Source organism: Streptomyces sp. NPDC056948, assembly GCF_042674225.1.
GTDB lineage: Bacteria > Actinomycetota > Actinomycetes > Streptomycetales > Streptomycetaceae > Streptomyces > Streptomyces purpurascens.
The window spans coordinates 1-20,818 of the sequence record NZ_JBHUQX010000056.1 but is presented as its reverse complement, the minus strand read 5'-3'; the positions used below and the strand labels follow the sequence as shown (position 1 = coordinate 20,818).

At 73.0% G+C, this 20,818-nt stretch carries 14 protein-coding genes; 2 read left to right on the top strand and 12 right to left on the bottom strand.

Annotation, left to right across the window (positions count from 1 at the left end; all coding sequences use genetic code 11):
• Window positions 1-23 precede the first annotated feature (23 nt).
• The 4 genes from ACFTZL_RS10115 to ACFTZL_RS10100 form a co-directional block, all read right to left on the bottom strand.
• On the bottom strand, window positions 24-1,670 hold the full coding sequence (locus ACFTZL_RS10115) for a glycosyltransferase family 2 protein (RefSeq protein ID WP_382580071.1): 1,647 nt from the start codon (window positions 1,668-1,670) through the stop codon (window positions 24-26).
• Window positions 1,667-3,862, bottom strand: coding sequence for a CDP-glycerol glycerophosphotransferase family protein (locus ACFTZL_RS10110; protein WP_382580070.1), 2,196 nt, complete (start codon window positions 3,860-3,862; stop codon window positions 1,667-1,669). The genes ACFTZL_RS10115 and ACFTZL_RS10110 overlap by 4 nt, the downstream gene beginning before the upstream one ends.
• An 80-nt stretch (window positions 3,863-3,942) precedes the next feature.
• Window positions 3,943-4,767, bottom strand: a complete 825-nt coding sequence (locus ACFTZL_RS10105) for an ABC transporter ATP-binding protein (protein WP_382580069.1) — start codon at window positions 4,765-4,767, stop codon at window positions 3,943-3,945.
• Window positions 4,760-5,686: an ABC transporter permease gene (locus ACFTZL_RS10100; RefSeq protein WP_382580068.1), complete on the bottom strand. Its 927-nt coding sequence runs from the start codon at window positions 5,684-5,686 to the stop codon at window positions 4,760-4,762. Before ACFTZL_RS10100 ends, ACFTZL_RS10105 begins: the two co-directional genes overlap by 8 nt.
• A 185-nt stretch (window positions 5,687-5,871) precedes the next feature.
• On the opposite strand from ACFTZL_RS10100, the gene ACFTZL_RS10095 reads away from it, so the two are divergent.
• Window positions 5,872-6,507, top strand: a complete 636-nt coding sequence (locus ACFTZL_RS10095) for a TetR/AcrR family transcriptional regulator (protein WP_382580067.1) — start codon at window positions 5,872-5,874, stop codon at window positions 6,505-6,507.
• A 70-nt stretch (window positions 6,508-6,577) separates the two neighbouring features.
• Here ACFTZL_RS10095 and galE read toward each other — a convergent pair whose 3' ends face one another.
• The 3 genes from galE to ACFTZL_RS10080 are packed head-to-tail and all read right to left on the bottom strand — an operon-like array spanning window position 6,578 to window position 9,804.
• Window positions 6,578-7,558, bottom strand: coding sequence for a UDP-glucose 4-epimerase GalE (gene galE, locus ACFTZL_RS10090; RefSeq protein ID WP_382580066.1), 981 nt, complete (start codon window positions 7,556-7,558; stop codon window positions 6,578-6,580).
• Between the two features lie 57 nt (window positions 7,559-7,615).
• Window positions 7,616-9,232, bottom strand: coding sequence for a glycosyltransferase (locus tag ACFTZL_RS10085; protein WP_382580065.1), 1,617 nt, complete (start codon window positions 9,230-9,232; stop codon window positions 7,616-7,618).
• Window positions 9,233-9,288: 56 nt separating this feature from the next.
• Entirely contained in the window at window positions 9,289-9,804 is a 516-nt protein-coding gene (locus ACFTZL_RS10080; RefSeq protein WP_382580064.1) for a MarR family winged helix-turn-helix transcriptional regulator, read from the bottom strand.
• Between the two features lie 95 nt (window positions 9,805-9,899).
• On the opposite strand from ACFTZL_RS10080, the gene ACFTZL_RS10075 reads away from it, so the two are divergent.
• Window positions 9,900-10,313 (top strand): organic hydroperoxide resistance protein, encoded by a 414-nt coding sequence (locus tag ACFTZL_RS10075; protein ID WP_382580063.1) that lies wholly within the window; start codon window positions 9,900-9,902, stop codon window positions 10,311-10,313.
• Here the strand turns inward: ACFTZL_RS10075 and ACFTZL_RS10070 are convergent.
• From ACFTZL_RS10070 to ACFTZL_RS10050, 5 genes are all read right to left on the bottom strand, one after another.
• Window positions 10,303-11,883: a hypothetical protein gene (locus tag ACFTZL_RS10070; RefSeq protein ID WP_382580062.1), complete on the bottom strand. Its 1,581-nt coding sequence runs from the start codon at window positions 11,881-11,883 to the stop codon at window positions 10,303-10,305. The two genes, ACFTZL_RS10075 and ACFTZL_RS10070, sit on opposite strands and share 11 nt — an antisense overlap.
• Before the next feature lie 79 nt (window positions 11,884-11,962).
• Complete coding sequence (locus ACFTZL_RS10065; protein ID WP_382580061.1) at window positions 11,963-13,768, bottom strand: hypothetical protein; 1,806 nt, start codon at window positions 13,766-13,768, stop codon at window positions 11,963-11,965.
• Window positions 13,765-16,005, bottom strand: a complete 2,241-nt coding sequence (locus tag ACFTZL_RS10060) for a CDP-glycerol glycerophosphotransferase family protein (protein ID WP_382580060.1) — start codon at window positions 16,003-16,005, stop codon at window positions 13,765-13,767. The genes ACFTZL_RS10065 and ACFTZL_RS10060 overlap by 4 nt, the downstream gene beginning before the upstream one ends.
• Window positions 16,006-16,013: 8 nt before the next feature.
• A complete protein-coding gene (locus ACFTZL_RS10055; protein WP_382580078.1) occupies window positions 16,014-18,212 on the bottom strand; it encodes a CDP-glycerol glycerophosphotransferase family protein in 2,199 nt (732 codons plus the stop codon).
• Between the two features lie 183 nt (window positions 18,213-18,395).
• The gene (locus tag ACFTZL_RS10050) at window positions 18,396-20,657 is read right to left on the bottom strand and encodes a CDP-glycerol glycerophosphotransferase family protein (RefSeq protein ID WP_382580059.1); all 2,262 of its coding nucleotides are present in this window, start codon (window positions 20,655-20,657) and stop codon (window positions 18,396-18,398) included.
• Window positions 20,658-20,818: the final 161 nt, after the last annotated feature.

Below are 20,818 nucleotides of genomic sequence, written 5' to 3'. Positions count from 1 at the left end.
CGGCTCGCGGCTCAGCTGGATGCCTACTTCAGTGCGCTTGCCAGCAAGCGTGCTGCTCTTTTCACTCTGGGGCGGGCCAGGCGGCGGACTGTGGGGCGGATCAGTTTTGCTGTGGCTCCGATGGGTTCCCAGCGGGCCTGGAGGCGGCCGGGGGCGTGGCCTTCGGGTTCCAGGGTCAGATGGTGGTGGGGGACCTGCGTGGTGAAGGCCGGGAAGGTCAGGGGGGCCAGGAGGAGGCCGGTGTGGGAGACGCCCTGGTGCTGCAGGCGGAGCAAGGGGTGGCGGACTCCGGAGAAGCCGTAGAAGGGAAGCAGGGCCGCTCCGAGGTCGAGGTGGGCGTGGCCCTCGAAGACACCGGGGCTGACGGGGGAGAGGCGGAAGTGGACGTGCACACGGTGGCCGCCGGGGGCGATGAGGAGCGTGGCGCGCCGGGGGCCGACGGGGAGGCGCAGGGCCGGGTCGTAGGTGCGGATCGCGAGGTCGACGGAGGCGCCCGGGCCTCGGGTGATCTCCGTGATCTCGTGGCGGAACTGGGCGCTCGGGAAGGGGCGGGTCTCCAGATCCAGGTCTGAGATGTCCAGTTCGCGGCGGGACCATTCGGAGGCCGGGATCCGGTCGCCCCAGTAGGTGCGGCCCTCCCCGTCCGTCGTGATCTGCCGAGGCCCCACGCCGTGGCCCAGGCCTCGGGCCGCCAGCCGGGCCTCCGGCAGGCGCCGGTCGCGGATGAGCTGGAGGACGACGCGTTCGGCGCGCGGGAGGCGGGCGAACGCGCCGGGGGAGAGCGTGTCGAGGTACGGGGTGACCAGGTCCGCGAAGGAGGACAGCCACGCCTCGTCCCGGTAGGGCAGGTCACCGGCGTACATCCGGAAGTCGTGCTTGAGGAACTTGTGGTCCTTGTCCTCGCGCAGCGACTCCTGCCCGTTCTCGGCCAGGAACGCGTCGATGAGGTGCTGGACGTGGATACGGTCGCGGACGTTGGCGAGCTTGTGCCGCTGGTTCGATATCGAGGCCGTCTCGGAGGCGGCGTAGGGGGCCACGTACCAGCGGTAGACCGGTCTCGGGACGATCGTGAAGCTCTTGGCCAGGCAGTACGCCTGGGCCGAGAAGAGCTGGTCCTCGTAGTGGATGCCCTCGGGGAAGCGCAGGCCGTGCCGGTCGAGGAAGGCGCGGGCGTACATCTTGCTCGTCGACAGGTGCTCGAAGAGCAGGCGCGGGTCGGCCTCGATGCCGTCCAGGGTGCGGCGCTCGGCGACCAGGTGCGGCATCCAGGTCGAGCGGCGGCCGTTGTCCACCCGGACCCGCTGCACCGCCCCCATCGCGAAGTCGATCTCGCGTTCGCGGTGCGCGGCGAGCAGCAGTGCGACGGCGTCGTCGGGGAGTTCGTCGTCGCTGTCGAGGAACATCACATACGGCGCCCGGGCGATGTCCAGGGCGCGGTTGCGCGGGACGCCGCAGCCGCCGCTGTTCTGCTCCAGGCGGAGGTGGCGGACGCGGGGGTCCTGGGCCGCGAGACGCCGTGCCACCTCCGGGGTTCCGTCCGTGGAGTGGTCGTCGCTGATGATGATCTCGAGGTTCGCGTGGGTCTGCCGGCGGACCGAGTCGACCGCGCGCGTGAGGCGTTCGGCGTCGTTGTAGACGATGACCGTCACGGTGACGTCGGGGGTGCTCATGCGGTCGCCTCCTGCGGGGTCGGGGCCGGGGTGCGTTCCTCGATCGGCAGCACCGGCGGCAGGGAGCGTTCGTCCTGGCCGAGGAAGACCCGGCGGACGACGCGCTCGGCGGCGCGCCCGTCGTCGTACTCGCAGAACCGGCGCCGGAAGGCGGCCCGGGTCTTCGCAGCGCCCTCGTCGCGCCAGGCCTCGGTGGTGAGGATCTCCGTCAGTTCCTGCTGGGTGCGGGCGACCGGACCCGGGGCCTGGTCCATCAGGTCGAAGTAGACGCCGCGGGTGGTGCGGTACGTCTCCCAGTCGTCGGCGTGGATCACGATCGGCCGGTCGAGGTTGGCGTAGTCGAACATGATCGAGGAGTAGTCCGTGACCAGGGCGTCCGCTGCCAGGCACAGATCCTCGACCGGGTCGTAGGAGGAGACGTCGATGATCCGGCCCGTGCGGCGCAGGTTGGTGAGCGGGGAGGCCGCGCCGCCGTAGAAGTAGTGGCCGCGCACGAGCAGGACCGTGTCCTCGCCGAGGCGGTCGGCGAGGGCGGCGAGGTCCAGGCGCGGGGTCCAGCCGGCCTCGTAGTCGCGGTGGGTCGGCGCGTAGAGGACGGCCCGGCGGCCCGGGTCGATGCCGAGGCGGTCGCGGACGGCGCGGACGTCGTCGGCCGTGGCCGTGTAGTAGACGTCGTTGCGCGGATAGCCGTGGTCGAGGGAGATGTAGTGCGAGGGGTACGCGCGCTCCCACATGCGGGTGGTGTGGCTGTTGGCGGAGACGCTGTAGTCCCACTTGTCGATGCGCTCCAGCAGCGCCTTGAAGTCCAGGCCCTGCGCGGCGGCCGGGTACGCCATCTGGTCCAGGCCCATGCGCTTCAGCGGCGTGCCGTGGTGGGTCTGGACGTGGATCGCGTCGGGGCGTTTGACCACCGAGTTGGGGAAGTTGACGTTGTTGACGAGGTACTTGGCGGTCGCCAGCACCTCCCAGTAGCGGCGGCTGCCGGGCACGACATGGTCGGTGCCGGGCGGGAGGAGGGCCTCGTTCTCCTGGGTGACCACCCACACCGGGTGGATCTGCGGGGCGAGTTCGGAGAGCTCGGCGGCGATCGCGGCGGGGTTGCAGGCGACGCCGCGGTTCCAGTACGCGGCGAACACCGCGAGGTGGGGGTTCACCGGGCGGGCGAGTGCCCTGCGGTACTGGTGGTCGCGGAGCTTGGCGCCGACCTGGCGCTTGCGGCTCCGTACGGCCGACTTGGCGGTGCGGCGGGTGCGGTTGACGGCCTGGAAGGCCCGGTACCTGGCGTAGGCGCCCTCTTCGAGCAGGGAGCGGCGGACGCCTTCGAGACCGGCGGGACGGCTGTAGCCCTCGGGGCGGCGGCGCAGGGCGGCCAGGGACGCCCGGCGGAAGAACTCCCGCGCGACCTCCTCCTCCATGCCGCCGCGCGCGAAGAGTCGCAGGCAGTCGCGGACCATGACGTCGTAGAGGACGGCGTGGGCGGCGGGGCGGCCCCGGGTGAGGTCGAGGAGGGACTCGTAGCGCTCGACGAGGCCGTAGCGCTGTTCGGGGGTGACCGGCGGCAGGCTCGCGGGGCGCAGGGTGCGGTCCTCGTAGGCGACGTGCGGCAGGCAGGCGACACGGTTGGCGAGCAGCAGGGCGGCCAGGGCGGCGTGCGGCTCGTCGTCGGTGGTGAGCTGCTGCTCGTGCGCCCGCCAGAAGTCCGCGCGCAGGACGCGGGTGCCGAGCAGCGGGGTGAGGCGCAACAGGGGCGCGCAGACGTCGAGGGCGACGTCGGCGCGGCCGGCCCGGGCCAGCAGGGAGCCGTTCGGGGAGGGCATGCCGGAGGTGTGCCAGGTGCTGCGGACGTGGTCGAGCAGCAGAACGTCCACCTCGGCGGGCAGCTCGGCCACCCGTTCGGCGACCGTGCGCGGGGCGCCGGCGGGCAGGCCGTCCTTGGCGTGGACGAAGTGCAGCCAGCGGCCCGAGGCCCGTGCCGCGCCCGCCGCCCGGGCCGCGGCGTCGCCCATGCCGTCCGGCACCGGCAGCACCTGGACGTCCGGGGTGTGCCGCTCGGCCGTCTCCCGGGCCCAGTCGCCGACCGCGGCCACGATCACCTCGGCGTCCGGGAGGGGATGCGCGGCGAGCGAGTCGAGGAGTTCCGTCAGATGGTCCTGAACGTTCGCCCCGTGGACGATGAGGCTGAGCTCGGCCATCGCGGGGACTCCTTCTCACTGATGCGTCGTATTCGGTCATGGTTTCATCAATAGGACAAAACGGCCGACCGGAGTACGCCTCACGAGCGAACAGGAACCTTCGGCTTGGGCTTCGCGGACTTGTCCCCGGTGAACGCCTCGTACTCCTTGAGGACGTCCTCCGTCGGCCCGTCCATGAGCAGTTCGCCGCGCTCCAGCCACAGCACCCGGTCGCAGGTGTCGCGGATCGACTTGTTGTTGTGGCTGACCAGGAACACCGTGCCCGCGTGCTTGCGCAGTTCGCGGATGCGCTGCTCGGAGCGCTTCTGGAAGGAGCGGTCGCCGGTGGCCAGCGCCTCGTCGATCAGCAGCACGTCGTGGTCCTTGGCGGCGGCGATGGAGAACCGCAGCCGCGCGGCCATCCCGGAGGAGTACGTCCGCATCGGCAGCGTGATGAAGTCGCCCTTCTCGTTGATGCCGGAGAAGTCGACGATCTCCTCGTAGCGCTCCCTGATCTGCTCGCGGGACATGCCCATGGCCAGGCCGCCGAGGTGCACGTTGCGCTCGCCGGTCAGGTCGTTCATCAGGGCCGCGTTGACGCCGAGCAGGGAGGGCTGGCCGTGGGTGTAGATGCGGCCGTTCTCCACGGGGAGGAGTCCGGCGACGGCCTTCAGCAGGGTCGACTTGCCGGAGCCGTTGGTACCGATCAGGCCGATCGCCTCGCCCTTGTACGCGACGAAGGACACGTTCCGCACGGCGTGCACCCGGCGCACGCCGGCCGCCTTCTCGGTCTTCTTGCGGCGCACGATGCGGTTGAGGGCGGCGGTCGCGGAACCGCGTCCGCCGCCGGTGCCGTTGACGCGGTAGACGATGTCGACGCCGTCGGCGACGACGGTGGGGACCTTGTCGTTGGTGTTGTCAGCCACGGCCGTACGTCTCCTCAGCCTTCCAGAAGTAGATGAAGCCGCCGACACCGGCGACCAGGGCCCATCCGGCGGCGAGCGCCCACACATGGGCCGGGAGCTGGCTCGCGTGGAAGCTGTCGATCAGGGCGAAGCGCATCAGGTCGATGTAGATCGCGGCCGGGTTGGTCTCCAGCAGGACCGTCACCACGCGCGGCAGGCTGTCCTTGTCGGCCAGCTTGTCGATGCTCCACATGACACCCGAGACATACATCCAGGTGCGCAGCACGAACGGCATGAGCTGGGCGATGTCCGGGGTCTTGGCACCCATCCGGGCCATGACCATGGAGACGCCGGCGTTGAACGTGAACTGCAGGAACAGCGCCGGCAGCGCCAGCAGCCAGGACACGCCGACCGGCACCCCGAAGCAGAGCAGGATGACGACCAGGGCGCCCATCGAGAACAGCAGTTGCTGGAGCTGCTGGAGGCAGAACGACAGGGGCAGGGCGGCGCGCGGGAAGTGCAGGGCGCGGACGAGGCCCAGGTTGCCGGAGATGGCGCGGGTGCCCGCCATGATCGAGCTCTGTGTGAACGTCCAGATGAACACGCCCGTGACCAGGAACGGGATGTAGTCCGGCACGCCGTGCTTGGTGCCGAGCAGGACGCCGAAGATGAAGTAGTAGACCGCCGCGTTCAGCAGCGGGGTCATCACCTGCCAGACCTGGCCCAGCTTCGCCTGGCTGTACTGGGCGGTGAGCTTGGCGGTGGCGAACGCGGTGATGAAGTGGCGGCGGGCCCACAGCCGGCGGACGTACGCGGGCAGGGAGGGCCGGGCGCCGCTGACCGAGAGGCCGTGGCGGGCGGCGAGGGCCGCGAGGTCGTCGTCGGCGGGGACCGGGGCCGGGGTCGGTGGCTGGGGCGGTGTGTCGAGGACCTGGCTCACATCCGCTGCTTTCGTTCGGGGGGAGGGGTGTGGGACCTGGGGTCGTGAGGAGCGGGAAAGTGGGTTTTTACCAGACTCTTCACGAATTCTTACGTCGGGACGGGACCGTATCGTCGCAACGCGAGCGTAGGCCTTTCGAACGTCGGAACGCAACCGTTTCGTCGTGACGCCCCTATGCTGTCGGCATGACGACGAACGCGAACGCCGACGAGCCGCCGCAGCCGCGTCCGCGCCGCCGGGCGCCCGCGGGGGCGGCCGTACTGCGGGAGGACGTGACGGACGCGATCCGGGCGGCCGTGTTCGAGGAGCTCGCGGCCGTCGGCTACGCGCGGATGTCCATCGAGGGCATCGCGCGCCGGGCGGGCGTCGGGAAGACGGCGGTGTACCGCCGCTGGCGCTCGAAGCTGCACCTCGTGCTCGACATCGTCTCGGCGCTCGCCGTGCAGGGCCTGCCCGCGCCGGACACCGGCTCCCTGGAGGGCGACCTGCGGCTGCTGTACGAGGTGACGTCCCGCGCCCTGCGCCACCCTGTCGCCTCGCAGATCATCCCCGACCTCCAGGCCGAGGCGGCCCGCAACGCCGAGATCGCCGAGGCCCTCCAGAAGGCCCTGCGCGAGGGCCAGGACGGCGTCGCGACCGGCATCGTCACGGCAGCGGAACGCCGCGGCGAGCTCCGCGAGGGCCTCGACCGCGACCTGGCCCTCGACCTGATCTCGGGCCCTCTGTACTGGCGCTCGGTGGTGATCCGCAGCCCGAGGCTGCCGCAGGGGTACCTGGGGTCGCTGGCCCGGGCTACGGCGGGGGCGTTGCGGGCGCTGTGAGGAGCGCCTCCTGCCGGCCGGGGCGGATCAGCCCCCGACGGGGTGAGGCTTAGCCCCGTCGGGGTGAGGATCAGCCCCGCGTCGCCTCCGGGTGCTGCCGCACCCAGCCCTCCCACGCCGACGTGATCATGTCCTGGACGCCGTGCCTGGCCTTCCAGCCCAGCTCCGTGGCGGCGCGGTCGGCGGAGGCGACGACGCGGGCCGGGTCGCCGGGGCGGCGGGGGGCGACCGTGGGCGGGCGGTCGTAGCCGGTGATCGCGTTGATGCGGTCGATCATCTCGCGGACGGAGACGCCCTCGCCCCGGCCGATGTTGAGCGTGAGGTCCCGGCCGGGGGAGGAGCGCAGCGCCCGGGCCGCCGCGACATGGGCCTCGGCCAGGTCGACGACGTGGATGTAGTCGCGTACGCAGGTGCCGTCCGGGGTCGCGTAGTCGTCGCCGAAGACGCGCGGCGGGGCGTCCTCCGTGAGCTTCTCGAAGACCATGGGCACGAGGTTGAAGACCCCGGCGTCCGCGAGCTCCGGGCTCGCCGCACCCGCCACGTTGAAGTAGCGCAGGGACGCGGTCGACAGGCCGCTCGCCCGGCCCGTCGCGCGGACCAGCCACTCACCGGCCAGCTTCGTCTCGCCGTAGGGCGACATCGGCACGCAGGGCGTGTCCTCCGTGACCAGGTCCACGTCCGGCATGCCGTACACCGCCGCCGAGGAGGAGAACACGAAGGACGGCACCTTCGCCGCCGTCACCGCGTCCAGCAGGATCCGCAGACCCTCGACGTTCTCCCGGTAGTAGCGCAGCGGCTGCTCGACCGACTCTCCCACCTGCTTCTTCGCCGCGAGATGGACGACGCCGGTGACCGCGTGGTCCGCGAGGGTGCGCGCGAGCCGCTCGGCGTCCAGCGTCGAGCCCACCACCAGCGGCACCCCCTCGGGTACGCGCCCGGCGATACCGGTGGACAGGTCGTCGTAGACCACCGCCCCTTCCCCCGCCGCGGTCATCGCCCGTACGACGTGCGCGCCGATGTAGCCGGCGCCGCCGGTGATCAACCAGGTCATGTGCGACCGTCCCCTCGTCAGTTGTCCCGTCGTGTTCTCAGTGAAGCAGGCGGCTTCTCAGTGAAGCAGGCGGCGCAGTCGCGCGCGTACGACGGACAGCACACCGCGTACGCCGGGCGCCACCCGCAGCGCCAGCGCGCCGGAGTGGGTGGCGTACGGCTGCACGAGCACCACGCCGTGCCGGGCGCTCGGGACGGCACTGCGGCGCAGCAGACCGGCGCCCGCGAGCGCGTGCGCCGTGACCTCGCGGCTCACTCCGTCACGGAAGCGGACGCGAAGGCGCAGGTCCCAGGTGCCCGTACCGAGCGCGGCCAGCGCGGGGAGGTCGAAGTCCGCCTCCGCCGACCAGCCACCGGCGGAGGCCGCGAACTCCGTCGTGGCGCGGACACCGGCGTCCCCGTCGTCCCGGTGCCGCCACTCCACCTGCACCGCCTCCGGGCCCGCCCGCTCCACCCGGCCGTACAGCTCGTGCAGGCGCAGCCGCAGTCGGGCGCCACGCGCGCGTGGCCGCAGCTCGGCGTCCACGGCGAGGGGCAGCGCGCGCACCGGCCGGGTCAGCAGGGGTTCCAGGGAGACCTGCGGGAGGTCGTCCGACCAGACGGGCGTGCCGTCCGCGGCACGGGCGTACGGCGGACACAGCCGGGCCGGACGGGCCGCCAGTTCCCGCAGCCGGGGCAGGTCGCGCGGCTCCGGGGAGGCCAGGACGACCCGCCCGGCCAGCCGGCCCGGAGCGGCCGGGTTGCGCGCCCAGTCGTCGGCGTCGTACTCCGCGAGATGTGCCCGCGTCAGCTCCCACCAGGCGCGTCGGTAGGCGGCGTCGCGCAAGTCCAGCTCGCGCACGTACATCCGCAGCTCGTGGTCGAGGAACTTGGCGCGCGCGGCCCGCGCGAGTTCCTTCTGCCCGGCGCCCAGCAGGATCTCGTACGCCTGCCGGCACGCCTCCGTCCGGGCCCGCCAGTTGTCGACGCCGGCCCGGTCCAGGGAGATCGACAGCCGCTCGGCGGACCGGCGCACGTGCCAGACGTACACCCGGTCCGGCACCAGGGCGATGCGCGGGGCCGCGGCCAGCACGCGCGCGGAGAAGACGACGTCCTCGTACGGGAAGCGGCCCTCGGGGAAGCGGATGCGGTGCTCGCGCAGGAAGGCGGTGCGGTAGAGCTTGTTGACGCAGAGCGTGTCGTGGACCAGGTGGGGTCGCTGCGCGGGGCGCGGTACCGCGGCGTGGAGCGCGTAGAGACGCGCCTGCCAGGGCACTTCACGCCCCGACGGCAGCTCCCGGCGTACGCACAGACCGCCCGCGACCTCCGCGTGCGCGCCCGTCACGGCCCCGAGCAGCGCGTCGACCGCGCCGGCCGGCAGGACGTCGTCGCTGTCCAGGAACATCACGTACGGCGATGTCACCGCGTCGAGCCCGGTGTTGCGCGGGGTGCCGCAGCCGCCGCTGTTGACCCTGCGGCGGATCACCCTCAGGCGGGGTTCGGACGCGGCGAGCCGGTCGAGGAGGCCGGCGCTGCCGTCCGTCGAGCAGTCGTCGACGGCCACGACCTCGCGCACGGCCGGGCCCTGCGCGAGCGCCGAGCGCACGGCGTCCGTCACATGGGCGGCGTCGTCGTAGCCGATGACCACGACGGCGACCTGGGGGCGAGGCCTGTCGGCATCCACAGCGGCATTCATTACAAAGGATCGTAAGTCGGGTGAATGCCGTGAAAGCGATAAAACGCCCTACGTCGCTACACCCGCCCGTCTCCCGGCGACCCGCCCGGCACCTCCGAGAGCGCGGCCGCGTCCAGCGCGGAGGTGAGCTCGTCGAGGCGGGCGCGCAGGGCGCGGACCTCGGTGGTGTCGAAGCCGGTCGCGCCGGCGATCCGGCGCGGCACCTGGAGCGCCCGGGTCCGCAGCGCGGCACCCTCCTCGGTCAGCCGCACCTCCACCGACCGTTCGTCGCGCGCGCTGCGCTCCCGGCGTACGAGACCGGCCGCCTCCAGCCGCTTGAGCAGCGGCGACAGGGTGCCGGAGTCGAGACGCAGGTACTCCCCGAGCTTCTTCACGGGCAGCTCGCCCTGCTCCCAGAGCACCAGCATCACCAGGTACTGCGGGTAGGTGAGTCCGAGGTCCTTGAGGATCACGCGGTAGACGCCGTTGAAGGCGCGGGAGGCCGCGTGCAGGGAGAAGCAGATCTGCTGGTCCAGGCGGAGCCAGTCGTCGTCCGGCGTGTTCATGGCTCCAGGGTAGCTCGGATCCACCATTCAATTGCACACAACTTAATTGTGTGCTCTAATCATGGGTGTCAGGCGGCCCGGAAGCGGGCCGCCGGAACGTGACGTGAGAGGGAATGATTTCCATGGACGCGCTCTACACCGCTGTCGCCACCGCCACCCACGGCCGCGAGGGCCGCACCGTCAGCTCCGACGGCACGCTGGACCTCGCGCTGGGCATGCCGGAGGCGCTGGGCGGCAACGGCCAGGGCACCAACCCGGAGCAGCTCTTCGCCGCCGGTTACGCCGCTTGCTTCGGCAGCGCCCTCGGCCTCGTCGGCCGCGGGGCCAAGGTCGACGTCAGCGACGCCGCCGTGACCGCCGAGGTCTCCATCGGCAAGCAGGGCGAGGGCTTCGGTCTCGCCGTCACGCTGCGCGTCGAGCTGCCCGACAGCGTGGACGAGGCGACCGGCCGCAAGCTGGTCGAGCAGGCCCACCAGGTCTGCCCGTACTCCAACGCCACCCGCGGCAACATCGAGGTCGACCTCGTCATCGAGTAATCACCGGCACGTCACCCCCGACCCGCGCCAGCACCTCCCCCGTCTCCCTGCTCCACGCCACCACCACGGCCTCCTCGGGCACCCGGTGCCGGCGCGTCAGCAGCAGCCAGCGCACGTGGTAGCGGCGGACGACGGCGGCACGCCCGGCGCGGGTCGAACCGGGGGTCAGATAGGCCCGGACGTCGGCCGCCCGGCGCCCCCGCTCCCGCTCGTCCAGGGCCGGGTCGGGCCGGACGGGCGCGGCGAGGTTCGGCCCGTACCCGGCGATGGAGTGGCCGGCCAGGTACCCGTCGGTGATCACCACCTCGCCCGGCCCGATGTGCCGTGCCGCCCAGTCGTACGCGGGCCAGCGCGCGGGCTGTGCGAACCCCACCGGGTCGACCGAGCGCGGCACGACCGCCCCGGCGTGCACGGTGACGAACCCGGCGCACGCCCCGGCCGCCGCCGCCCCGCCCAGCACCTTCCGGGCCCGCCGCCAGGGCCGGGGCGCCGCCAGCTCCACCGCCAGTGCGCACTGCGGCGGCACCAGGACGGCCCACAAGGCCATGGCATATGTGTGGTGCCCGCTCACCCAGCCGTACGCCACCAGCGGGCACTCCAGCAGGAACATCAGCACCAGCGGGTCGCTCACCGACCTCCGGGCCCGCACCCACAGCGCGGGCACGCCGAGCAGCGCCAGCCAGGAGCCGGCGAACATCTCCTCGTACAGCCGCCGGTGCATGCCGTCCATGCCGGAGTCGCCCACCAGCGCGAGGACGTCGTAGTACGGCCACGCCACCGCGACCGCCCCGCAGACGGCCACGGCGAGCGCCCAGCGCGCCACGACCGCCCGGCGCCACCCGTGCTGCCCGGACGCCACGATCGCCACCGCGCCGATGAGCGCCGAGGCGGCCGTGACGGAATGGGTGAGCAGAATCAGCCCGTACAGGGCGCCGAGCCCCGCGTACCCCGGCCGGCCGCCGAGCCCGCTCGGACCGACGAACCGCACGGCGGGGGCGTCCTCACGCGCACGCGTGGCCGTCCAGGCCCACGCCCAGAGCGTCAGCCCGATCGCGAGCGCGGACGGATAGCCCAGGTTCGTCGTCATCGGCAGCAGACCGAGGTGGCCGCTCCAGGGGATCCGCGCCGTGCCCCACAGCAGCGTCATGAACAGCAGGGCCGTCACCGGCGCCCAGGGACGCGGGGTGAGGGTCCGGACGAAACGGCCGAGCCCCGTCAGCAGCACCAGCAGATGCACCGGCCCCGCGAGCTTCAGGACTCCCCAGCCGGACAGCCCCGTCAGCCGCGCCAGAACGCCCTGCGCGACGGCGTACGGGCCGTAGTAGGGGCTGCCCTCGCCCGGCAGGTCCGCCATGGGGTGGGCCGGACGGAGCAGATCGGCCCTGAGCCGCTCCACGACCGCCGCGTGCTGTCCGGCGTCGCAGCACAGCGGGACCCGCCAGTACGCCAGCGTCATCACCAGCCAGAACAGGGTGCCGAAGAGCTGGTACGGGGTGAGCCGCACCGGCCGGCCGCCGCGCAGCGCCGTCGCGCCGCGCACGGTCCGCCGGAGGAGGACCGAGGCGCTCACAGGAGTGGGGGAAGGGTCTCGGGCATGCGCCAGATGTTCCCGCCCCCTGCGTGCTCTGACCCCGGGTCACCTCATCGGGTCAGTCGCAGAGGGCCTGCTCCGCCGTCGCGGGCCAGCGCGCGAAGCGGAACCCCGTCCGCTCGACGGACCCCGTGAGGTTCCGCCAGAACCGCTCGGCGGTGAGCGGCGCGCGCACCGACTCCTTCAGTTCGGCCAGTTCGCCGCAGTCCAGCGCGGCCCGGGCCGCCACGACCGTCTCCAGCGAGGCCCCGGCCCGCAGCAGATCGCGCTGCGGCGGGTGCCGCGCCGCCCACTCCGCGAAGACCCAGTGGTTGCGCAGGAACTTCTCGTGCCCGGGCCAGCTCCACCGCTCCAGCGCGAGATGCGCGCCGACGGGACTGGCCAGCCCCCAGGCGTCGTTGACGTAGGCGTCGAGCGGTGCCGCGGCTCCCGTGACTCCGAGATGACGGCCCACGATCACCACGTGGTACCGGGAGTCCGGCCGCATCGGCGTGGCGTGCAGCCGCCGCCCGGAGTCGAAGTACAGCAGCGTCGGCCCGGGCGCGCGCACGGCCTGCGCCAGCATGCCGCGCCCCTCCGGCAGGGCGGGCCAGTTGCCCACCCAGGTGGCGGTGCGCACCGGGTTGTGGTCGCCGAGGGCCTCCACGTCGGAGCTGCGCACATTGAACGAACCGGGCGTGCCGCGCACGTCGAACGGCGTCCGCAACGGGCTGACCGCGGCGCACAGCCACACCAGCAGCAGCGCGCTCGCGACGCCGGTGAATCGGTTCGCCGGCACGACCAGCACCGGCAGGAGCAGCAGCAGAAGAGCGGGCAGGATCATGCGCGCGTGCATGTAGTCACCGCCGACGCGGATGACGTACGCGGACAGCAGCAGGCCCGCGACCAATGGAGCCAGCAGCACCGCGAGCGAGGTCCGCCCCGGGGCGCGGTACCGCCGTTCCCGGCGCGTGCGCCGCACCAGCAGGACGGCCAGCGCGCCGAGCACGGGGACGACGGGCCACAGCCAGTAGGGCCCGAGCGTCTCCTGCACATAGCCGGCGCCCCGGCTCCAGTCGCTGGCGCTCGCCTCCTTGGCGATGGCGGGCAGCGGCACCAGGATCCCGTAGTACCCCGCCCGGAAGACCTCGTAGGCCAGCGGCAGCGCCGCCGCCGAGGCCAGCATCGCGGCGGTGCCCCGCCGGGAGGGGCGCAGCACCCACCACTGCGCCGCCAGGAAACACGCCGTGACCACCGCGAGATCGGGCCGGACCAGCGGACCCAGCCCGAACACGAAGGCGGCCGCGTACACCGGCCGGGCCTCCTGCCCCCGCCGGGTGCGCGTCAGCAGCCACCACGACAGGCCGGTCCAGAAGGCACCCAGGCCGCTCTCCAGGCCCGAGGTCATGTACGACCAGAACGGCGGCACGGCCAGCAGCACGCACACACCCGCCGGGAGCAGCAGCCGGGCGCCCCGGTGCAGCCGGCACGTGGCGTACAGGGCGAGCCCGAACCCGGCGGCGCTCAGCAGCAGCCCGAGCCCCACCGCGAGGAACGCGGGATCCTCGCCGGTGACCCAGGCGGCGAGCGCGAGCAGCCACTGCCACAGGGTGCCGGTCGAACTCTCCGCCCGCTCTCCCACGTTGAACACGGGCCCGTTGCCCGCCAGGATCTGCCGGACCGGACGCAGATAGATCAGCCCGTCGTCGCAGATCCAGCGGCGCCGGTAGCCCAGCACGAACAGGGCCGCGGTGGGCACGGCGACCAGCGCCGCGTGCCACCAGTGCACCGGCCGCATCCGCTCGGCGGCGGCCGGCGGCCGGGCCGAGGCGGCCCGCTGGCCGGGCAGGGAGGGGACGGCCTCGGGAGTGGCGGGTGTTCTCATCGCTCGACCAGCGCCTCGGACCTCGCACCGGCACCCGCGGTCCGGCGGGCCGCGGGCAGCAGCGCACCGCCCCGTTCGCCCAGCATCAGCAGGCGTACGACCCGCTCGGCGGCCCGCCCGTCCTCGAACTCGCAGTACCGCTCCCGGAAGCCCGCCCGCAGCCGCGCCGACTCCCCGTCCTGCCAGGTGCCGGACGCGAACAGCCAGGCCAGCTCCCGGTAGGAGCGCGACACATGCCCGGGCGCGTCGGCCGTGATGTCGAAGTAGGCGCCCCGGCTCGCCGCGAACGCGCCCCAGTCGTCGGCGTGCACCACGACCGGCCGGTCGAGGAGGGCGTAGTCGAACATCAGGGCCGAGTAGTCGGTGACCAGCACGTCGGAGGCGAGCAGCACGTCCTCGACGTGCGGCTCGTCGGTCGCGTCCACCAGCACACCCCGCCGGTGCAGCTCGGCCAGCCCCAGGCCGCGCGCCACGCCCCCGGCCAGCGAGGGGTGCAGCCGGACGACGAGGGTGTGGCCGGGGCCCAGGTCCTCGGCGAACCGGGCCAGGTCGAACCGGTCGACATGGCCGCCCTTGCGGTAGTCGCGCCGGGTCGGCGCGTACAGCACCACCGTGTGACCGGCGGGGACGCCGAGCCGCTCGCGCACCTCCGGGTTCCGCTCCGGGCCCGCGCCGACCAGGACGTCGTTGCGGGGACTGCCCGTCCGCAGCGAGGCGAAGTGGCACGGGTACGCCCGCTCCCAGGCCCGCTCCGCGTGCAGACCCGCGACCAGGCTGTAGTCCCAGCGGTCGGCCCGGCGCAGCATCTGCGGCACATCGAAGCCGTGCCGGGCGCCCGGCTTGGTCAGCAGATCGGCGCCCATGTACTTGAGCGGGGTGCCCTGGTGGGTGTGGATGTGGACGCTGCCGGGCCGTTTGGCCAGGGTGCCGGGCCAGTTGACGTTGTTCACCCAGTACGTCGCCCGCGCCATGACCTCGTGGTAGCGCCGCGAACCGGGTGTCACATGGTCGATGCCGGGCGGCAGCGCGTCCACCGCGTCCTCCCGGACCACCCACACGCCCCGGATGTGCGGGGCGATCTCGCGTGCCTTGGCGTGGATCGCCGCCGGGTCGCCGGACACGCCACGGTGGTGGGTCGCCGAGTAGACGGCGAGATGCGGATCGAGCGGGCGCTTCGACTGGGCCGCGTACCAGGTGCGCAGAGCGGTCCCCGACGCCTTCCGCGCCACCCGCCGCTTCCTGCCCAGGGCACTCGCGCGCAGATCCCGCAGACCGCGCACCGCCGCGTACGACGCGTAGGGCGACGAGGCCAGCAGCCGCATCTCGACCCCGCGCCAGCCGTCCGGCTCCGGGAAGCCGCCCTCGGGGAGGTGACGGCGGTGGAAGGAGCGGATCTCGCGGTAGAAGTCGCCCCGGTCCGCGGGCCGCACCCGGTCCTCGCGGGCCAGCACGAACAGCATGTGGTCCAGCGCCCGCTCCAGCAGCGGCGGCCGCGCCCAGTCGAGGTCGGGGCGCTGCTCCAGGAACGCGAACAGCCCTTCGTACTGCGGGAAGATCTCGAAGTGCCGGCGCCCCGGCGTCCTGGTGATCGCGCCCTGCCTGCGCTGCCGGTACTCGACCCCGATCCGGCCCAGACAGGCGATGCGGTCCGCCAGCACCATCGCCCGGTAGGTGACCGGCGCGTCCTCGTACAGCCCCGGCGCGTACTCCAGGCCGTGCTCCTGGAGGAAGGCCCGCCGGTACGCCTTGTTCCAGGCGACCAGGAACAGGTTCAGGTACCGCGGGCTCTCCCGGATGCCGAACGTCTCCGTGCCCGCCTCGGCCAGCAGGTCCGCCGCCTCGCTGCGCCCGCCCCTGCCCCACCAGTGGGTGCGCACGTGGTCGAAGACCAGGATGTCCGGATCGCCGGTCGCCTCGAGACGCGCGGCGACGGCGGCCAGCAGACCCGGGGTGTAGCGGTCGTCGCTGTCGAGGAACAGGACGTAGTCGCCGGCCGCCTCCGCCCGTCCGGCGTTGCGGGCCCGGCCCAGGCCGACGTTCTCGGGCAGGTGCAGCACCCGCACCCGGGCGTCGCGGGCGGCGTACTCGTCGAGGATCGCGCCGCTGCCGTCGGGGGAGCGATCGTCCACGGCGATCACCTCGAAGTCGCCGTACGACTGGGAGAGCACCGAGTCGAGACACTCGCGCAGGAAGCCCTGCACCTTGTAGACGGGGACGATGATGCTGAAGCGGGGCACTTCTTCGGTCAGCTCCTTACGAGGGTGGCGGCGGGGGCCGGGACGCGCTCCGCGAGCGGGATCACGGGCGGGATCGACTCGGGCGGCTCTCCCAGCAGCACCCGGCGTACGACGCGCTCGGCGGCCCGCCCGTCGTCGAACTGGCAGAAGCGCTCCCGGAACGCGGCGCGCAGGGCCGTCGCGGACTCGTCCGCGTAACCGCCGTCGATGAAGGCCGCAGCCAGCTCCTCGGGCGTACGGGCGACCCGGCCGGGCGGGACCTCCATCAGGTCGAAGTAGACGCCCCGGGTCTCCCGGTAGACGTCCCAGTCGTCGGCGTACACGACGATCGGCCGGTCCAGGTTGGCGTAGTCGAACATGATCGACGAGTAGTCGGTGATCAGCGCGTCGGCGGCCAGGCACACGTCCTCCGACGAGCGGTGCCCCGTGACGTCGATGATCCGGTCGCCGCCCCGGCCGGGCCCCTGGTCGTAGAAGTAGTGGGCGCGCAGCAGCACCACGTACTCGTCGCCGATCGCCTCGCAGAACTCGGCCAGGTCCAGGCCGGACGCGAAGCCGGTGGCGTAGTCGCGGTGCGTGGGGGCGTAGAGGATCGCCTTCTTGTCCTCGGGGACGCCGAGTTCCTTGCGGACGCGGGCGACGTCCTCGGCGGACGCCGTGCAGTAGACGTCGTTGCGCGGATAGCCGTACTCGAGGGTCTCGTGCGCCCCGGGGAACGCCTTCTCCCACATCTCGGTGGAGTGCCGGTTGGAGGTGAGGTTGTAGTCCCAGCGGTCCACCCGGGCCAGCAGCCTGGCGAAGCTCCCCGTCGCCGCTGCCACCACGGGATACGTCGCCTGGTCGGCGCCCATCGTCTTCAGCGGGGTCCCGTGCTGGGTCTGGAGGTGCGTGCTGCCGGGGCGTTTGACCACGGCGTCCGCGAAGTTGGCGTTGTTGACCAGGTACCGGGCGCGGGCCAGCGCCTCCCAGTACTTCCGGCTGCCGATGACCGCGTACTCCACGTCCTTCGGCATGCCGTCCACCGCGTCCGGCTCCACCAGGAACACCGAGCGCAGGTGCGGGGCGAGTTCGCGGGCCTTGGCGTGGATCGCGGCCGGGTTGCAGACGTAGCCGCGGCCCCAGTACGCGCAGTACACGGCGAGGTTCCTGTCGAGAGGGAGACGCAGGCTCGCCGCGTAGCGCAGGCGGGTGCGCAGCCCCTGGGGGCGCGGGAGCAGCGCGGCGGCCCGCAGCGCCCTCCGGTTGGCGGCGCGCAGGGTGCGGAACGCCGGGTACGAACCGGCCGCCAGCAGCCGGTGCTGGACGCCGAGGCTGCCGCCGGGCGTCCGGTAGTCGGCGGGGCGGTGCCGCCGGTAGAGCGCGCCCGCCCGGCGGAAGAAGGCGCGGCGCCCGGCCGGCAGCCGCCGGGGGTGGGCGGCCGTCTTCAGTACGGCGGCGAAGAGCTGGGTGAACAGCGGCGCCAGCCGATCCACCGACAGCCCCTGCTCCGCGGCCCGGGTCAGCACCAGCTCGGTCTGGTCGAGCAGCTCGGCATGGTGCTCGCCCGGAAGGTTCAGCCGGTTGCCCTGCCGGCGCAGCAGATGCCGGACGACGACCGTGCGCAGGGCCGCCACCCGCTCCGCCCGCAGGGCGACCAGGGCGCCGAACCCGACGTCGGTGAAGTGGTCCCCGGGGAAGGTGATGTCCCGCTCGGTGAGGAAGGCCCGGCGGTAGACCGCGCTCCACGCCGGGAGCGTCACGCCCGTCAGCTCCGGGGCCCGGTCGGGGGAGAAGACCCCGTCCGGTGTCCTGGCCAGCAGGGGCGCGGCCGGGTTGGCCGGCTCGCCCTCCCACCAGGGGGTGCGCTCGTGCTCGAAGTGCAGCGCGTCGACGTCGCCCACCGCGCTCAGCCGGGCGTCCAGTGCCGCCAGTGCCCCCGGGACCAGGACGTCGTCGCCGTCGAGGAACAGCACATGGCCGCCGACGGCCGCCCGCAGCCCGGTGTTGCGCGCCCCGGCCAGACCGTCCGAGGGCGGGGAGTGCACCGGCGTCACCCGGGAGTCCCGCTCGGCGTACCCGGCGACGACGTCGGCCGCCGGTGCGTCGGGTGCGTCGCACACCGGGATCAGCTCGAAGTCGCCGAACGACTGGGCGAGGATCGAGTCCAGCGCCAGGGACAGCCGGCCCGCGACCCCATGGGACGGGACGACGATGCTGAAGCGGGGCATTCTGCTCTTTCTGTCGAGGGTCATCGGGGGGTCATCGAGTGGCTTCGAGGGCTTCGGTCTTCGAGGCGCTGCGGAGGCTTTTCAGGAGCGGGGCCGCCCCGACGGACGCCAGGACGGCGGCCGGCTGGGGGTCGGCCGCGACGGGCTGGAGGGCATGCGGACTCCCCGGAGTGAGAACCGTGGTCAGGGGTGGTCGGTGATGTTCGGGGGACCGGCCGGCCGCGGCACCGTGGCCAGCGGCTCACGCGTCAGCGAGGCCGCCGCCGACGGCACCGGACGGCGCTCGGCGAGCGGGACGACCGGCGGCAGCTCCGACTCGCCGAGAACGACGCGGCGGACGACCCGCTCGGCGGCCCGTCCGTCGTCGTAGGTGCAGAACCGTTCGCGGAACGCCGCGCGCAACTGGGTCGAGCGGGAGCCCCGCCAGTGGCCGGTGGCGAAGATGTCGATCAGCTCGTCCTCGCCGCGCGCGAGGGCGCCCGGCGGGGAGGCACGCAGATCGAAGTAGGCGCCGCGGGCCGCCTCGTACGCCTCCCAGTCGTCGGCGTGGATCACGATCGGCCGGTCCAGGTTGGCGTAGTCGAACATCAGCGACGAGTAGTCCGTGACCAGGACGTCCGAGGCCAGACAGAGCGACTCCACGCTCGGGTGGTCGCTGACGTCGACGACCCGGCCGCAGGTGGTGGTCAGCGGGGCGCCGTAGGCGTGGTGGGCGCGGGCCAGGACGACGAAGCGCGGGCCCAGACGGCGCACGATCCGCTGGAGGTCGAGGGTGCGGTGCTGGGAGCGGCGGTAGTCGCGGTGGGTCGGCGCGTACAGGATCGCCACCGTGCCCTCCGGGACGCCCAGCGTGGCGCGCAGCCGGGTCACGTCCGCCGCGGTCGCCGTCCGGAACACGTCGTTGCGCGGGTAGCCGTACTCCAGCGTGGTGTAGCGGCCGGGGTGGACGCGCTCCTGGGTCAGGGTGGTGTGGCGGTTGGCGGACAGCACGTAGTCCCACTGGTCGACGCCCTTGAGCAGCCGGGCGAAGTCCCTGCCGCGCGCGGCCGCCGGGCGTTCCTGGAGGTCGAGGCCGATGTGCCCCAGCGGGGTGCCCTGCCCGGTCTGGATCAGGACCTGGCCCCGGCGCTTGACCAGGCGGTCGTCGAAGTCGGTGTTGCTGACCAGGTACCGGGAACGGGCGAGCGCCGTCCAGTAGCCGGCCGTGCCGGGGACGAGGCAGCGCGGGCCCGGCGGGCTGGCGTGGTGGTGCTCCGGACGGGCGATCCATGCCGTACGGATGTGCGGCGCGAGGCCGCGGATCGAGGACTCCAGCGCGCCCGGGTTGCAGCCGTGGCCGCGGCCGTCGTAGGCGGCGAAGACGGCACGGTCGGAGCGCACGGGCAGGCAGCGCTGGACGCCGTAGTGGACCCTGAGCGCGGCGGTCCGCAGCCCGTGCAGCAGCTTCCCGGTGGTCCGGGCGGCGGCGCGGTGCAGGGCCGACGCCAGTTGCAGCGTGCGGTAGGTGCGGTGCAGGCCGAAGCGGATCAGGGTGTGGTGCACCCGGGCCCGCAGGGGGACGGGCGGGCCCGGGGTGCGGTAGCGGCGGTAGTGGGCGCGGGCCCGGCGCAGGAAGTCCGCCCGCGAGCCGCGCGGCAGCCGGTCCCGCCGGGAGTACACGATCGCCAGGTGATGGACCATGCGGCGGAACAGCGCCGACCGCCACCGGTCCAGCTCGGGGCGCTCATCGAGATACGCGAACACCCGGTCGTACTGGTCGAAGACGTCGAAGTGCCGCTCGCTGGTGGTGCGCAGGATGCTGCCCATCCGCCGCTGCCGGTAGTGCACGCAGACGCGGTCGAGAGTCGCGATCGACTCGGCCGTCATCAGCACCGGGTACGTCCATGGCGTGTCCTCGTAGTAGCCGGGCGGGAAGACGAACCCCTTCTCCTCGACGAACTCCCGCCGGTAGGCCTTGCTCCAGGCGACCATCAGCAGCTTCAGCAGACCCGGCCGGTCCTCCAGGCGGAACGGGGCCGGGCCCTCCTCGGAGAGCTGCAGGGCCGCCTGATTGCGGACCGCCTCGCCCGTCCAGTAGGTGCGCGCGTAGTCGAAGACCAGGACGTCCGGCTCGCCGGTCTCCTTCAGCCGGTCGGCGATGGAGCGCAGCGCGTCCGGCGTGAGGGTGTCGTCGCTGTCGAGGAACAGCAGGTAGTCGCCGCTCGCGTGCGCCACGCCGGCGTTGCGGGCGGGGCCCAGGCCGACGTTCTCGGGCAGATGGACGGGCTGTACACGCGCGTCGCGGGCGGCGAACTCGTCGATGATCGCGCCGCACGCGTCCGGCGAGCAGTCGTCGACGACGATCAGTTCCAGATCGGGACAGGACTGGGAGAGCACCGACTCCAGGCACTCGTGCAGGTACGCCTGAACCTGGTACGCGGGGACAATGACACTGAACCTGGGCAAGAGGCCATCCATCGGTCGGCGCGGGCGTTCGGCCCGGGAACGGCCGGGGAGGCCACTTGGTTACGGCGGCTACGTCATCCGGGGGAATGCGGAAGGGGCGGACCGCCACCGGTCCGCCCCTCCAACTCCCTTGCCATGACAGCTACTTGACCGCTCCAGCC

Excerpts from the sequence above, each read along its gene's own strand:
- ACFTZL_RS10115 (WP_382580071.1), bottom strand. The coding sequence starts at position 1,670 with ATGAGCACCCCCGACGTCACCGTGACGGTCATCGTCTACAACGACGCC.
- ACFTZL_RS10110 (WP_382580070.1), bottom strand. The coding sequence starts at position 3,862 with ATGGCCGAGCTCAGCCTCATCGTCCACGGGGCGAACGTTCAGGACCAT.
- ACFTZL_RS10095 (WP_382580067.1), top strand. The coding sequence starts at position 5,872 with ATGACGACGAACGCGAACGCCGACGAGCCGCCGCAGCCGCGTCCGCGC.
- galE (WP_382580066.1), bottom strand. The coding sequence starts at position 7,558 with ATGACCTGGTTGATCACCGGCGGCGCCGGCTACATCGGCGCGCACGTC.
- ACFTZL_RS10085 (WP_382580065.1), bottom strand. The coding sequence starts at position 9,232 with ATGAATGCCGCTGTGGATGCCGACAGGCCTCGCCCCCAGGTCGCCGTC.
- ACFTZL_RS10080 (WP_382580064.1), bottom strand. The coding sequence starts at position 9,804 with ATGGTGGATCCGAGCTACCCTGGAGCCATGAACACGCCGGACGACGAC.
- ACFTZL_RS10075 (WP_382580063.1), top strand. The coding sequence starts at position 9,900 with ATGGACGCGCTCTACACCGCTGTCGCCACCGCCACCCACGGCCGCGAG.
- ACFTZL_RS10065 (WP_382580061.1), bottom strand. The coding sequence starts at position 13,768 with ATGAGAACACCCGCCACTCCCGAGGCCGTCCCCTCCCTGCCCGGCCAG.
- ACFTZL_RS10055 (WP_382580078.1), bottom strand. The coding sequence starts at position 18,212 with ATGCCCCGCTTCAGCATCGTCGTCCCGTCCCATGGGGTCGCGGGCCGG.